Genomic DNA, 13,784 nt, shown 5'->3' on the forward strand with positions numbered 1-13,784 from the left:
GCGCTGGCGCGGCACGGAATTGACCGTACCTGGATAAAGTGGATGTTCGGCAGAACAGTATATGAAGAATGGACGCAAAAGCTACCGAAGCAGATGTTGTGTAAGCACAACCTGACACGTAGGCGAAGTAATGAGAAAGTTCACAACCGAGCGATTGGGAATAGAGGCGCGCCGTAGTTTTTCCATAAGAGTGATAATAAAGATTCCGGAAAATCATCCGACCGGGGCAAGGTGGTGGAGTTTGCGAGTTGTTGTGGTTTCCCTTTGGCGGATGCGGAGGGTTACCGGTGGTTCGGCTGCGACTGGGGTTGAACGTGTTCGCTCGGGCGTGTCTTCGGTCTGAAACGAGTTTTTTAGGGAATTGATCTGCCGGGTGAGATCCCCTGTGCTGGAGCCATCATTCTCGTTGGCGGCCGGGCTGGTTGCAGACAGGCTGATTTTCAGCTGGTCGCGAAGTGTGGTCTGGTCAGTCAAATAACCTTCCAGTGTGAACGGTTTCCCGAGACGGGACTGGTAGTCGCGGAGCTGGGACTGGGCGATGGTCAGATCCTGGCGTAGCTGGTCACATTCCTTTTCGTAGCCGCTGGCGAGACGTTCGACCGCATTGAGCACGGCCCTTGGTCCCTGATGGTCTTTGGAAAGCCGGGTTTTGCGGGTGATTTCCCCCCGCAGGTAGACTTCCGCCGGGAACTCGGGATCAACAATCAGCCCGAACTCCAGCCCCTGGTACGTGCCGAACGTGATCTTGATCGGTTGATTGAAAAGTGACGGGAGAGACTCCAGTTTGCTGGTCAGCGCAGGGATCAGGTCGTCACTGTGAACCGATCTCCCGTTGATTGTGACCGGGTCGCCATCGTGGGGGGCTATGCGGGACTGGTCAGCGGTCAGTTTCTCCAACCGGTCGGCATAGCGTTCGATCATCTCTGGGAGATCTCGGACGTTCCGTCGGGCGATGAACTGTTCATCCATGTGGCTTTTCCTGAGCAGGTGCAACCGTTGCAGTTCGGCATCGGCTTCCGCCAGCGTGAGCACAGCCGGGTTGCCGGAAGCGATTGCTTGGACCTCAGCATACGATAACTCCTGACCGCCGATGTCTTCTGCTGTGCGGATAGCATTATCCCCTGTCATCACCTGATTGATAAATCTCGCTTTGGTCTCCAGTGCCTGCCACATGTAGGCGTCGAACGAACCCTCTGTCACATACCGGAAGATCGAGACTTCGCTATTCTCGTTCCCCTGTCGCAAAATTCGGCCGTCCCGCTGTTCGACTTCGGCCGGTTTCCAGGGAGCATCCAGATGGTGCAGAGCCACCAGACGTTTCTGGACGTTGGTCCCCGTCCCCATCTTCTGGATACTTCCCAATAGCACCCGTACCGCTCCTTCGCGAACCTTCTTGAACAGGGCCTGTTTCTTGGCATCGCTCTCAGCATCGCCGATCGACGCAATCTGATCACGCGGAATGCCGGACTCCGTCAACTTCCGGATGATCTCCGAATACGGCGAATAGCCCCACGCCGTCAGATTCACTCCCATGTCCGCAAAGATCATCTGTGTCCCGCGATGACTGGCGGAACGGTTGAAGATCTCCGTCACCGTCGCCACCAGTCGATTGACCTTCGACTCCGGAAAGTCATCCGCCACCGGATCGAGCATGCGGGCATCGGTCGCGAGTTTGCGGCCGTCGGTGGTGATGGCCAGAGCGTTGTCTTCACGCGGATCGATCTTTTCATTTCGAATCCGTTCGTAGCGATTCACAAGCTCCTGCTGCGGGCCGTGCTGCTCGTCTGACATCGGACACGCGATGACTTCCGGTTTGTTTCCCTTCAGCGTGGGACGGGGGAGATTGAGCATTTCAGCGGTCTGGACGTCGGCGAACGCCCGGAACATCTGCTGGAGTTCCGGCAGGTTCGTGAACTTCGCAAACCGGGAACGTGGTCGTAGTCCGGCTCCATCGGGTGTGATCTCCATGGAATCGACGACTTCCCCGAACATGGCTGCCCAGGCATCGAAGTGTTCGATCCCCCGGCTTCGTAACCCGGCGGGATCGAGGAACCGCTGGAGCGTGTAAAGCTCCACCATCGTGTTGCTGATCGGCGCGCCGGTGGCGAACGTGACACCATGTCCGGCATGCAGCTGATCCAGATAGCGGGCTTTCATGTAGACATCGAACGCCCGTTCGCTCCCTCCCGTCTGGATGCCCGCCACCCGGTCCATCTTGGTCGGGGTTTCGAGGTTCTTGAAGTAATGCGCCTCATCGATGAACAGGTGATCGACTCCCAGTTCGTCGAACACCAGTCCATCGTCCTTCTTCACTTCCGCTAGCAGATTTTTGAGTTTTTCCTCGCGGGAAGCTTTCTGCTTTTCGATGGTTTTGATGAGGTTGCGGCAGACTACTGCAACCAGTTGGCCGATTGAAAACGCTGTACAGATTCTGCCGCTTCCAGATTCAACTTTTTCAGCCATCCATCTTCGACCATTGGAAACAGAAACTCATTCGTTGCCTTCTTCACGGTGAGATCACATTCTGCGGCAACCTCCTGACGAGTTCGCGGCAGCCTGCAGAACTCCAGAACCTGCCAGCGAGTGGCACGCTCAACTCGCAGCTCTGAATTCACGATCCGAATGGCTTTCTCTTGGCCATACGCGATCAACTCTGGAACTACCTCAGGGTATGCTTCGAATGTCATGGCAGGGGTGAGTAAGTCGAAAAGCTCATTCGAGAAACGGCGGATTTTGTCAAGACTGTCGAGACCGAAAAGCTTAAGTAGGAAATTGCCCTGCACAATCGAATTTGGCACGTCTGTCAGTCTGCCAAATCGTTGGTCACCGTCAAGGACAATCTTGACTTGCTGGCCATCAAATTCGGAACGAAGAAACTTGACTACAACCAAAGTGGCACATGCCTTGTTTTGGCGGTCAGGTGTCATAAAACCCTCATCCCACCCCTTAGCGGTCTTCAGTGCCGCCCAGAAGGCGGGACAGACCTTGTCGTAATCTGGATTACCATCGGACAGTACAAGCGCCTGATTCCATCGAAAACGGCCTGTGTCTCTGTCAACCTCGCCCAATGAACGTAACGCATCAAGATAATCTGAGTACATCGCATTATTCGACATTCTGTCCACCATTCAAGAAAAGGAGAATTTGACAACCGCTTGCATTTACCGGCACAGACGTGTGCCACTTGTCGTGAGATGCTGTCCACACCAACCAACAATCAGTAATCGCCGTTCGTGATCGGCTGCATAGTGAATTCGCACCGCTGTTGATTTCCTCCCGACCTTGATGTGTGGCTCCATCAAATATTTGCGGCCTTCAGAGACAACCCTTCTCTCTCGCATCATTCCAGCGTCTCTTCGAGTCAGCCGGCGCTCGCGAAGCGAAAGTCGCTGCCCGGTAAGTTGGCGGAATGCAGTCTCAATGTTCTGCGAACCCGCTGGGGCCTCAAAGTAGAGCCCCCAGAGAACCTCATGTATGGCGTCCAAGGCCAATGCGACCCCGTCGGCATCTCCGCGCGGATGATCGACTGCAGAAGCCATCGCACTCTCTGCATAGCGAACACGTTCCTTGTGCCTCTCAACCCGCGCCTCCACAACAGTCAAAACCGATTCCACAAAAGCCGCCAGGGAGGATTTCGCGACATGTGGCACACGGTTGCGCACAGAGTCGCTTCGAGGCCGTGTTGACCGCTCTGAACGCATCCACAAGTCTCGCCGGAAATCAATGATCTCACGCTGAAGCAGCTTTGCTCGGCCGGGATCGGCAAGGTCTGCCAGCTTCATGTATCGTGATAAGTGAAAGCGTCTTGCCACACATATTGCACGGAGGATGTCGAAGGTGGACAATTGTAGGTCATCAAATGCGTTTGACGGAGTAGCGCAGGCCCGCACGCTGGACTGGGCTTCGGCAAGAAACTGGCAGGCCCGCTTCAGGTCAGACTCGCACCACCCAGGGCTGGCCCAAATCCAGACGATCAGCTCACAAGCCATTGCCAAGCTGTCGTAGCACTGGATCAGATTGCCAGCTCCCTCAGTACGTAGCAGGCATTTCGACCTCCCACGGGCCTGCAAGGCGATTCCGTCTAATCGCGCCATCTGGCCATGAATTGAATGGTCAGTTCCGAAATTCTTCCATTGCATGGGTTTCATCTCCCTTTTCAAAGATGTCGGCTCATTGTCTCGGGCACTTCGACATGCCCCATACATCTAGAACCCATTCAGAGAGACCCAATCTGGTCGTTTTGGGAAACTTTCCCGAAACCAAGAGGGGACCCAGAGGCACTTGCCGACGATCGCATGCCGCAGCGCTGGGTGAAGCGGGTGCATGCTATCTAAGGCTCGATTGAGGTCAATGGATGTTCTTCTCTCGGCGCGAATGTTCGTCAAAAACGCGGCGTCCTGAGCCGTCCCTGCAGTGAATTATCATGCTTTACGTTGATTTAGATAGTGTGCCATCCTCGATGATACTGTTAACGTTATTCCAGAAGTTATTCCAGAAGTTATTCCAGAAGGTGGCAACCGGATCGCTCCCACGAAATTCGCTCGCTCGGCGAGATATTCGCGAACTGAGGCGTCCTGCTTGTCGAGCGTGTAGTGGGAGGTCACCAGTGACAGCACTCCTCCGGGCCAGAGAGTATCAACTGATTTGGCAAAAAAGTAATCGTGCAGCGAGAACTTCTGGCTGTGATGATCCAACTTCAGATCGGAGAATGGAACGCTGCCGTTGACCGCGTCGATCTGGCCTTCCGGCAGCTTTGTGTCACTAAAATTCTCGATCCGGATGTCGTGTTGGGGATCCAGGGCTTTGGCGATGCGGCCGGAGATCGAGCCAGTTCAATTCTGATGAACTGCTGTCCCTGTTGACCGTATGCCAGAAATCGCCCGATCCCGCAACCCGGTTCAAGGATGGTGACCTTCGCTGGGATGCCCATCTGTGCGAGGGCCAGATGCATCGCCTGAATGACGACCGGTGAGGTATAGAACGCATTGAACGTCGTCCGCTTGGCACTGGCATATTCTTCAGGGGTGAGCAGCGATTGCAGCTCTTCTCCCAATCTCCTCCAGCTGGTGGACTTGTACTGACCGGTGGCCGGGTTGGGGAAGATGGGCAGAGCCAAAGCACCGAACCCGCCGAACTTCGACAGCGTCTGCTGTTCTTCAGCCGTGGCTGGTCGCTGCTGGGCTTCAAGGGTCTTGAGTGTCCGAATGGCATCGATCAGTTCCAGAGCCTTGGCTTGATCACCGGTCGCGTTAGCGGGAGGCGGGGCGTTTGCATTCTCAGAGCGAACGGTGCTGTCGGCGGTTGGTATTGCTGACTGCTGCGGAACCTTTATTCCTCTTCCGATCGCCCCCTCCTCCGAACTGAGAGGTTGTGGTTTCGGAGCAATCAGCGGCTTCAGGAACAGATCGAAGAGGCGTTTCTGCTGCGGTGGTTTGGAGTGTGGGGCGTGAGGTTTTGGAGCTGTGCCGGTTGTCGTTGGCTTCTGCGACGAAATGCCATTCTGGTTTGCAGCTGCGCCCGTCGGAAAATCGAGACGCAGCTGTTTGTTGTTTCCAGAATGCTCGGCTGGTTCAGAAGTCGCCGATGCGTTTGGCTGGGAAGAACCGGGATGCTGGGGCCGGACTGCTGGCTTTTGCACCGGCTCCAAGTCCGCCGCTGCTCCGAAGAGAGAAAACAGCGTCGGCTGACCCCACCACTTGCTCTTCCCGGGCGCCATCGTTAGCGTCGCCCGTTCAGTACGCTGGAAAAGAGATCTCCAACGGCGAAATCCGTAAGTTGATTCATCTCCAATTTGGAATTCATCACCCACATTACCGCGACCCATTCAGCGGCGCAAGTCTTTCGAATCGGTAGGTCGATGATCGTTCAGGCGTCAATTCCGGTAATAGTGTTCCCGTGCTCTGAGAACGTGTTTGAAAAATCAGTTTTGAAGCCGAGTGAGGCGTTTGCTCATCAGGTTGATCATGGCGATGTCGGTCACCGTTTCACTCGACTCGGGTGTTCGTTCGTAGTCTCGGGAGTGTCGTCGATAGCGGGCCAGCCAGGCGAAGGTCCGCTCCACAACCCACCTTTTCGGCAAGACCACTAACTTCTTTTGCCCAACTGGCCTGAGGACAACCTGCAAGACCCAACCGAATGTCTGCCGAACCCACTTTGGCAGTTCCTTACGCCCATAGGCTGAGTCGGCAAATAAAACCTTCAATCTGGGACAGACCTGCCTCAACTTCATCAACAGAAAGCAGGCTCCGTCGTGATCCTGCCAGTACGCTCCGTGCACGACCAAGGCCACGATCAGGCCCAGCGTGTCGACGGCAATGTGCCGCTTGCGACCTGTGATTTGCTTGGCCCCATCGTATCCCCGCTCGAATCCCCCTTCTGCGGTCCGCACGGACTGACTGTCCAGAATCGCCACGCTGGGACGTTTTTTCTTTCCCCAAGCCCGGCGGAGCTGTTCCCTCAGGTGCCGGTGAATTTGTTCCCAGAGACCACTGCGAACCCATGGTCGGTAAATGCCATAGACCGTACTCCAGTTGGAAAAATCGCCAGGGAGCAATCTCCATTGGCAACCGGTTCTGACCACGTACCAGATGGCATCCAAAACCCACCGCCGATCGATGGGAGGACGCCCCCGACGGGAAGGTTGGGGAAGGTATTTCCGGATCAGTTGCCATTGCTCATCCGAGAGATTGCTGGAATACTTCGTCCTCAACACGGCTGCGGCTCCTTCCTTGGATTGCCAAGATGTTCGCAAGGGAGCCGTAGCCGTTTTTTCAATTCATCGCAATTTCAAAACACGTTCTTACGTCGTGTGAAATTCACACTGATGTACCTTTATCAACCCACACGCCGACAAACCACGGGCAAACTCGACAAACTCACTGTCGATCTTAAGCAATTTTTCCACAAGCAATTATCGCCGCAACATGATTAAAGAGCATGTGTTGCGCAATTTTTGGCTGTCGTCCTACGGAACCGAAGACGCTGAAGCGCTATTTTGACGCACTCGACTTCCTGAATGGAATGAACCAAGCAGCTTGCTAATCGAGAGTCCCGTGCGGCGAGGCCTTCGATCAAAAGTTATTGCTTGAGCAATTGCACTTGACCTATGGGAGCGTACTCGAAGGGTGTTGCTCCTCTCTCCTCCCGGCTGCGGGAAATCGCAGTTCTGCCAGGCGCTGGGACAGGAAGTGGGGCGGCCGGTTCTGCGGCTGGATGTGGGGAGCCTGCTGGGCTCCCTGGTTGGTCAATCAGAAGACCGGACCCGGCAGGCGCTGCGCTTGCTGGATGCCATGGCTCCCTGCGTGGCGATGATCGACGAAGTCGAGAAGGCTTTTGCCGGGGTTGAAGGGAGCGGCGACTCGGGAGTCGCCTCCCGGATGTTCGGCCTGTTCCTCAGCTGGCTCAGCGAGCATGAATCGGACGATGACGCCCGGAATCCGAGCCCGCAGGATCTTGTTCTCTTCCTTCAGGAACTGGATGTACTTGGCCAGTTCCCGGTCCGTTGCCGAGGCAATCAATGCCAACAGTGGATGGAAAATCGCGGCCATATCGGTATTGTCGTAATCCGTAGTTTGGAACGGTTTTGCACATTGGTTGTACAGCACCTTGTGCTGAAAACGGCACTCGAAAAACGCTTCCAGAATCCTGTTCTTCAATAGAGAGTTTCAGCGCAGTTACAGACCTGAAAACTGACACGATCTGACGCGTCGTTACACTTGCAGCACAGAATCGTCAGCGATGACGTAAATTCCATCAGACGGTTCTCGCCGAATCAGGCCGTGGTCGACGAAGCTGCTGAATGCCGGAAGAACGAGTGTTCTGCCCCGTTGCAGGAAGCAGGGAAGGCTCAGTCGCTCGGGCCCAAACTCCAGACGATACTTTGGATGGAGATGCCCAGCCAGTGTCGGCAGCGAAGCCGTCGATTGGGGGAAGTGGGCCAGTCCCATCCCATGAAACGGGAATGGATCATCATAGCTGCGCACATTCCATTCGGGCAGCGGTGGTCCCGCATGTCTGTCATGATTGCCGCGAATTAATAGGCAGTCGAGTTCGGAATGACGCTTCCGCCACTCCGAAAACTGAGCATGCACCGCGTGGGATCTACCTCGCAAGGCGTGACAGAAATCTCCCAGGATGATGAGAGAGGAACTCCCTGTCCGATGCAGAGCGCGGGTCAGTCGCTGCAGGTCTGATCCAAGAAGGTCTGGAACCGGAAGACCTGCATTTCGGAACGTCTGCTCCTTGCCGAGATGCAGGTCGGCGACCAGGAGTGCGGAATGTGCTGGCCAATAGACACACCGCTCGGGGAGCAGATGCAGCTGCGATTCGAAGAAGTCAATTTCAAGACATCCGTGGAGAGGATCGGTCATCGAGTGAAACGTTGTATGAGCGGGATTGGGGTCGTCGGTTGGAAATGGAGCGAGCGATTACGGGGTCTGAGTCTGAGCGACTTTCTCGAGTTGTTCCTGAATTCTCCTTACCCGCTCGGAAAGTTTCTCGGAGGAGACCCGTTCGCGAAGGCGGTCGACCATGAGTGGGAAGCTGAAGGGACTGAAACGGGGCAGATTCCGCCAGACAATCTCCATCTCCTGCATTTCCCTTAATGTGGTCATGAGCCGGGTCTGTTCCAGCTGGCGTTCCATCACTTCGCGGTCGGCCTGCTTAAGCAGCAGGTTCTCGGGATCGTAGTTGCGAAAGACATCGTACAGCAGGCCCGTTGACGCCTGGAGCTGTCGGGCCGACTTCCTTTGGTGCGGATAGCCGCCAAAAACCAGACCGGAGATGTGAGCGATTTCGCGGAATTGGCGTTTGGCCATCTCCGCCGCGTTGAGAGAATGAAAAATGTCCTCCACAAGTCCTTCTGTAGAAAACAGACCGTTATCGATCGCTTCTTCGACTGCTGCCGGCGCATTCGATAGGAGTTCGAACCCATAGTCGTTGGCCGCGATGCTAAACGTATGCGGTTCATGGCGGGCTAACCGGTAGGCAAACAAGGTGGAGAGCCCTTCATGCACCAGCCGTCCCGCAAACGGATAGAAGTACAAATGATGGCCTTCCCGGGATTTCACTCGTTCAATCAGCAGCTGATGAAATCGGGGGACGGCCGACCAGAACGCCTGCAGGCTGAGGAGCGGTTCGACTGCCTGCATCTCGGGCCCCTCGAACGAACCCCGGGCGGCGGCATCGAGACGATGGCGAATCGCCTCTGACAGTTGCGAAGAGAGGGGCATTCGGCCTCCCATCCAGCGGGGGACCTTGGCGTTCGAATTCGTCTTCGCCAGTCGAACATACACCCTTGAGTCTTCGATGAACGCGACTTCGACATTCCTTCCGCCGAAAAGAAAATGATCGCCCGGCTTCAGTTTCGCGACAAATGACTCTTCAACGGTGCCGATTCTCGGTCCTTTCAGGAACTGCACCGACATTGATGTTTCGCTGACAATGGTTCCGATCGACATGCGGTGCTGACGCGCTAACCGCTGATCACTCAGTTGGAATAGACCGTCCGCATCTTTACGGACCTTGTGATAGTCGGGGTAAGCCTGCAGAGCCGTTCCGCCCGTGGTCACATAGGCGAGAATCCAGTCCCATTCCTCGCGGGGCAGGTGTTCATAGCTGAAAGTGGTGCGAACCTCCTGAAACAGGTTCTCGGCGTCGAAGCCTCCCCCAACCGCGAGCGTCACCACATGCTGGCACAGGACATCAAGTGGCCGGCCCGGAGGGACTCTCGCTTCCAGATGGCCCGCGTGCACAGCATCACGCGTGGCTGCGAATTCGACCAGTTCCAGTGCATTTGTCGGCACACACGTCACTCGACTCGGCCGACCGGGAGAATGCCCGCTCCGGCCGGCTCGCTGCAGCAGCCGCGCAACACCCTTCGGACTTCCAATCTGGAACACACGATCCACCGGGCTGAAATCAACTCCGAGATCGAGGGACGACGTGCAGACGACGCACTTGAGGTCTCCCCGACGGAGGCCATGTTCAACCCAGGTGCGGGTCTCGCCGTCCAGCGAGCCGTGGTGCAAGGCGATGCGACCGGCCCAGTCCGGCTTCTGTTTGAGAATGGCCTGATACCAGGCTTCACAGTGGGAGCGTGTATTCGTGAAAACGAGCGAACTCCGCGCCTGTTCGATCTGCTCGACCACTTTCGAGACCAGCCGCAGCCCGAGATGTCCGGCCCACGGGAACCGCTCCATCGTCTGGGGAATGAGGGAGTCGATGGACAACTTTTTTAACTGCTGTCCTTCGATGAGTTCATGAGCCCCGACCTCACGCTTGCTTCCCAGCAGCGTGGCCAGTGCCAGATCCAGATCACCGAGGGTGGCCGAGAGACCCCAGGTCTGCAGCTGCGGATTCCAGCTCCGCAGACGTGCGAGCGCGAGTTCTGTCTGAATTCCCCGCTTGGAACCAAGCAGTTCATGCCACTCGTCGACGATGACATGAGTCAGCTGTCCGAGTTGCTGCTGGGCATCGCTGCGAGACAGCAACAACGACAGCGATTCGGGAGTGGTCAGCAAGACGTTGGGCAGACGGGTCCGTTGCCGATGCCTCACCGCGCTGGAGGTATCACCCGTCCGGGTTTCCATCGACCAGGGAATCTGCAGATCGGTCAGTGGCTGCTGCAGTGCCTGTTCCGTGTCGGCGACAAGAGCGCGCAGTGGGGTGATCCAGAGCACACGGCACGGGGAGGAAGATCCAACCTTGCCCGAAGGCCGTCGTTTCTGTTCGGCCAGCCATTGCAGCAGGACCCCGAGCCAGACGGCATAGGTTTTACCGGTGCCGGTGGAGGCGTGGACGAGACCACTCTTGCCAGCAGCCATAGCAGACCATGCCTGCTGCTGGAATCGGAACGGCTTCCAGCCCTGCTGATGAAACCAGTCGGTGATCTGACGTTTCGCTCGCTGCACTCCCCGTTGGGAGAGTGCGGGGGCCGAAGCAGGAGCTGCGGGAAGTACGCCACTCATGTGTTCACCTCCGCCGACATGAGGGCCTTGATCCCGTCGAGTGTGTCCGCCTGATCGGGCCGTTTATCTTTCCGCCAGCGCGACATTCTGGGAAAGCGGACAGCAACACCCGATTTGTGCCGCTTTGAAAACTGGATGTTCTCAAAGGCGAGTTCAAAGACCAATCCGGGAGTCACCGCGCGGACCGGTCCAAACTTTTCGATCGTGTGCTGCCGAACGTAACGATCGACATCACGGATTTCGGCATCCGTCAGGCCGGAATAAGCCTTCGCAAACGGAATGAGTTGTCCCTGATCCCAGACCGCGAATGTATAGTCGGTATACAGGCTGGCCCGACGACCGTGCCCCCGCTGGGCATAAATCAGAACGGCATCGCAAGTGAACGGATTGACTTTCCATTTCCACCAGAGCCCGGTGACACGTCCGAGTGGATAAGGGGAGTCGAGTCGCTTCAGCATGACTCCCTCCACATTCATCTCCCGACTGGCACTCCGTTGATCCTGCAGAAGATCCCAACTCGTTGTGGAGACCACGGGCGATGGAACAATCAACGGCTCGGGCTCACATGACTCAAGCACTTCTTCAAGTTGGCGGCGACGCTCCACGAGTGGCAGCGCGCGGAGATCCTGTCCATCCCGTTCCAGGAGATCGAAAGCGACAAACCGCACAGGGACGTCCGACAGCAGTTTTTTGCCGACCGATTTTCTCCCGATCCGTCGCTGCAGTTCCGAGAATGGCAACGGTCGTCCTGCCTTCCAGCCAAGCACTTCACCATCGAGCACTGTCCCATCGGGAAGGGCCCGCAGGGGCTCCGCAAGTTCGGGGAACCGGTCGAGGATCAGCTCTTCCCCACGTGACCAGAGATAGGACTGGCCGCGCCGACGAATCATTTGCCCGCGAATCCCGTCCCATTTCCACTCCACCAGCCAGTCAGCGGGGTCACCCAACGTCTCTGGCGCGGACTGAAAGGGATGCGCCAGTGCGAAGGGGTAAGGGCGACTCTCATCGGTTTCCCCCTGATCCGCTGCCAGGAGCTGCTCGAAGAATTCCGGCGTCGGTTCCCATTGCCCCATTAAGCGATGAGCGATAAGGGCCTGTGGCAGTTCACTCACCAGTGCGAGAGCACGAATCACCAGTCCCTGAGAGACACCGACCCGAAAGCTGCCTGTGACGAGTTTGTTGAACACAAAGCGTTCCTGAGCCGTCAACTGCCCCCACGCATCGCTCAGCGCCTCCTTCCGCTGGTCGTCGGTCATCGCGGACAGGGGGCGAATGCGTTGCTCGATCCACTCCGCGAGCGTGAACTGACTTCCACCTGTGGGCTCGGGAAGCAGGAGCGCCATCGTCTCAGCGAGGTCCCCAACCGCTCCATAACACTCCTCGAACATCCAGTCGGGGATCTGTGCCTGCTCGGCAGCCCACATTCGCAGCAGACCGGTTGGGATAAGTCGAGAGAACTTCCTCCCGCTGAGGAAATAGACGCTCCAGGCTCCATCAGCTGCGCTGCAGTGAGTGAAATAGTCGCGCATCGCAGCGACTTTGACCGTCGTCTTCGTCGTTTCGTCGAGGGTGCGATAGAGATCGGCGAATGATTTCACTCAGCGGAATCCTCTGTTGAATGAACGGTGGTTCGGGACGTTGCGGGTTCTTCGTCGAAGACGGGTTCCACGGGGATGTCTCCGTTCTCCTCCGCGTCATCGACTTCGGCATCGTCCCGCTCACCAATAAAACGGGTCCGAAGTGGAGCGGCGTCATACCCGGCGTTCTGGAGCCACCGCACCATCGGGCCGGTCCGGCCATGAGTGGCCAGGATTCGCTCGGCTCCGGTCGCTTCGATGGCAGAGAGCAGCCCGGGCCAGTCCGCGTGGTCGGAGAGAACGAAACCCCGCTCCACAGCCCGTCGTCTCCGCGTTCCCCGAATCAGCATCCATCCCGAGGCAAACGCGCGGGAAGCATCGCCAAATTTCCGCATCCAGCCCGTTCCATTCGCAGAAGGGGGAGCGACGACCAACGCGCCGGCCCAGTCCTTTCCCGGTTCAAAGCGACCGGCATAACTGGTTTCCGGCAAACGAATGCCAGAGTTGCGATAGTCCTGATTCACCCGCTCCACCGCGCCGTGACAGAGAATGGGCCCAATCGTCGGGTCGAGTCCCGCCAGAATGCGTTGAGCTTTCCCGAGTGCATAGGAAAAGACGATCGACACTTTTCCCGCATCGCGATTGGTCCGCCACCAACGGTTCAGCTCGCTGAAAATTTCAGACTGAGGCTGCCAGCGATAAATGGGAAGTCCGAATGTGCATTCGGTAATGAACGTCTGGCAGCGGACCGACTCAAAAGGCCGACAGGTGGCATCGGCAGCCACCTTATAATCGCCGGAGACGACCCACACTTCGCCCCGCGACTCCACTCGGATTTGCGCTGAACCGAGCACGTGGCCTGAAGGATGAAAAGAGACCTTCACCCCGTTGATGGACAGTGCCTCTCCGTAGCGGACGGTCTCAACTCTTGCCTCTGACCCCATACGAGTCTGCAGTACGTGCAGTCCCTCACCGGTGGTCAGATACCGGCCGCAGCCGCGCCGTGCATGATCGCCGTGGGCATGCGTGATCAGCGCCCGCGAGACGGGATTCCACGGGTCAATGTGGAAATCCCCCTTCTCACAATACAGGCCATCGGGGCTGTTCTGGATCAGCTCGGTCACATCACACCCTGCAAGGGAAAAATGATGACACCACAACTCCATTGCGTCACAACTTCATCGGGCGACGCAACCGACTCTCCTCTCCCTGTTCAACCGCAGGGACGCCACCCCATTCA

Annotated in this window: 9 protein-coding genes and 1 pseudogene; 1 reads left to right on the forward strand and 9 read right to left on the reverse strand. The window is 57.0% G+C overall.

Going from position 1 to position 13,784, the window contains the following annotated elements:
* Positions 1-213 precede the first annotated feature (213 nt).
* The 5 genes from SH664x_RS11065 to SH664x_RS11085 form a co-directional block, all read right to left on the reverse strand.
* Positions 214-2,463, reverse strand: coding sequence for a hypothetical protein (locus SH664x_RS11065; protein ID WP_437200902.1), 2,250 nt, complete (start codon positions 2,461-2,463; stop codon positions 214-216).
* On the reverse strand, positions 2,391-3,116 hold the full coding sequence (locus tag SH664x_RS11070) for a hypothetical protein (RefSeq protein WP_437200904.1): 726 nt from the start codon (positions 3,114-3,116) through the stop codon (positions 2,391-2,393). Before SH664x_RS11070 ends, SH664x_RS11065 begins: the two co-directional genes overlap by 73 nt.
* 45 nt (positions 3,117-3,161) lie before the next feature.
* Entirely contained in the window at positions 3,162-4,139 is a 978-nt protein-coding gene (locus SH664x_RS11075; RefSeq protein ID WP_437200906.1) for a hypothetical protein, read from the reverse strand.
* Positions 4,140-4,696: 557 nt separating this feature from the next.
* Positions 4,697-5,716: a hypothetical protein gene (locus SH664x_RS11080; RefSeq protein WP_437200908.1), complete on the reverse strand. Its 1,020-nt coding sequence runs from the start codon at positions 5,714-5,716 to the stop codon at positions 4,697-4,699.
* 204 nt (positions 5,717-5,920) lie between these two features.
* Positions 5,921-6,712: an IS5 family transposase gene (locus SH664x_RS11085; protein WP_437200909.1), complete on the reverse strand. Its 792-nt coding sequence runs from the start codon at positions 6,710-6,712 to the stop codon at positions 5,921-5,923.
* A gap of 400 nt (positions 6,713-7,112) precedes the next feature.
* On the opposite strand from SH664x_RS11085, the pseudogene SH664x_RS11090 reads away from it, so the two are divergent.
* Positions 7,113-7,421 (forward strand): annotated as a pseudogene (locus tag SH664x_RS11090) (AAA family ATPase); the annotation flags it as partial.
* Positions 7,422-7,709: 288 nt separating this feature from the next.
* On the opposite strand, the gene pdeM reads toward SH664x_RS11090, so the two are convergent.
* The 4 genes from pdeM to SH664x_RS11110 are packed head-to-tail and all read right to left on the reverse strand — an operon-like array spanning position 7,710 to position 13,668.
* A complete protein-coding gene (gene pdeM / locus SH664x_RS11095; RefSeq protein ID WP_437200910.1) occupies positions 7,710-8,369 on the reverse strand; it encodes a ligase-associated DNA damage response endonuclease PdeM in 660 nt (219 codons plus the stop codon).
* A 57-nt stretch (positions 8,370-8,426) separates the two neighbouring features.
* Complete coding sequence (locus SH664x_RS11100; RefSeq protein WP_437200912.1) at positions 8,427-10,967, reverse strand: ligase-associated DNA damage response DEXH box helicase; 2,541 nt, start codon at positions 10,965-10,967, stop codon at positions 8,427-8,429.
* The gene (locus SH664x_RS11105; RefSeq protein WP_437200914.1) at positions 10,964-12,565 is read right to left on the reverse strand and encodes an ATP-dependent DNA ligase; all 1,602 of its coding nucleotides are present in this window, start codon (positions 12,563-12,565) and stop codon (positions 10,964-10,966) included. Before SH664x_RS11105 ends, SH664x_RS11100 begins: the two co-directional genes overlap by 4 nt.
* A complete protein-coding gene (locus SH664x_RS11110; RefSeq protein WP_437200916.1) occupies positions 12,562-13,668 on the reverse strand; it encodes a ligase-associated DNA damage response exonuclease in 1,107 nt (368 codons plus the stop codon). Before SH664x_RS11110 ends, SH664x_RS11105 begins: the two co-directional genes overlap by 4 nt.
* Positions 13,669-13,784 lie beyond the last annotated feature (116 nt).

Source organism: Planctomicrobium aquicomposti (assembly GCF_051466325.1).
In the GTDB taxonomy this organism is placed as follows: Bacteria; Planctomycetota; Planctomycetia; order Planctomycetales; family Planctomycetaceae; genus Planctomicrobium.

What these genes read in the sequence shown, in the direction of transcription:
- SH664x_RS11070 (WP_437200904.1), bottom strand. Translation starts at nt 3,116, where the DNA reads ATGTCGAATAATGCGATGTACTCAGATTATCTTGATGCGTTACGTTCA.
- pdeM (WP_437200910.1), bottom strand. Translation starts at nt 8,369, where the DNA reads ATGACCGATCCTCTCCACGGATGTCTTGAAATTGACTTCTTCGAATCG.
- SH664x_RS11100 (WP_437200912.1), bottom strand. Translation starts at nt 10,967, where the DNA reads ATGAGTGGCGTACTTCCCGCAGCTCCTGCTTCGGCCCCCGCACTCTCC.
- SH664x_RS11065 (WP_437200902.1), bottom strand. Translation starts at nt 2,463, where the DNA reads ATGGCTGAAAAAGTTGAATCTGGAAGCGGCAGAATCTGTACAGCGTTT.
- SH664x_RS11080 (WP_437200908.1), bottom strand. Translation starts at nt 5,716, where the DNA reads ATGGCGCCCGGGAAGAGCAAGTGGTGGGGTCAGCCGACGCTGTTTTCT.
- SH664x_RS11075 (WP_437200906.1), bottom strand. Translation starts at nt 4,139, where the DNA reads ATGCAATGGAAGAATTTCGGAACTGACCATTCAATTCATGGCCAGATG.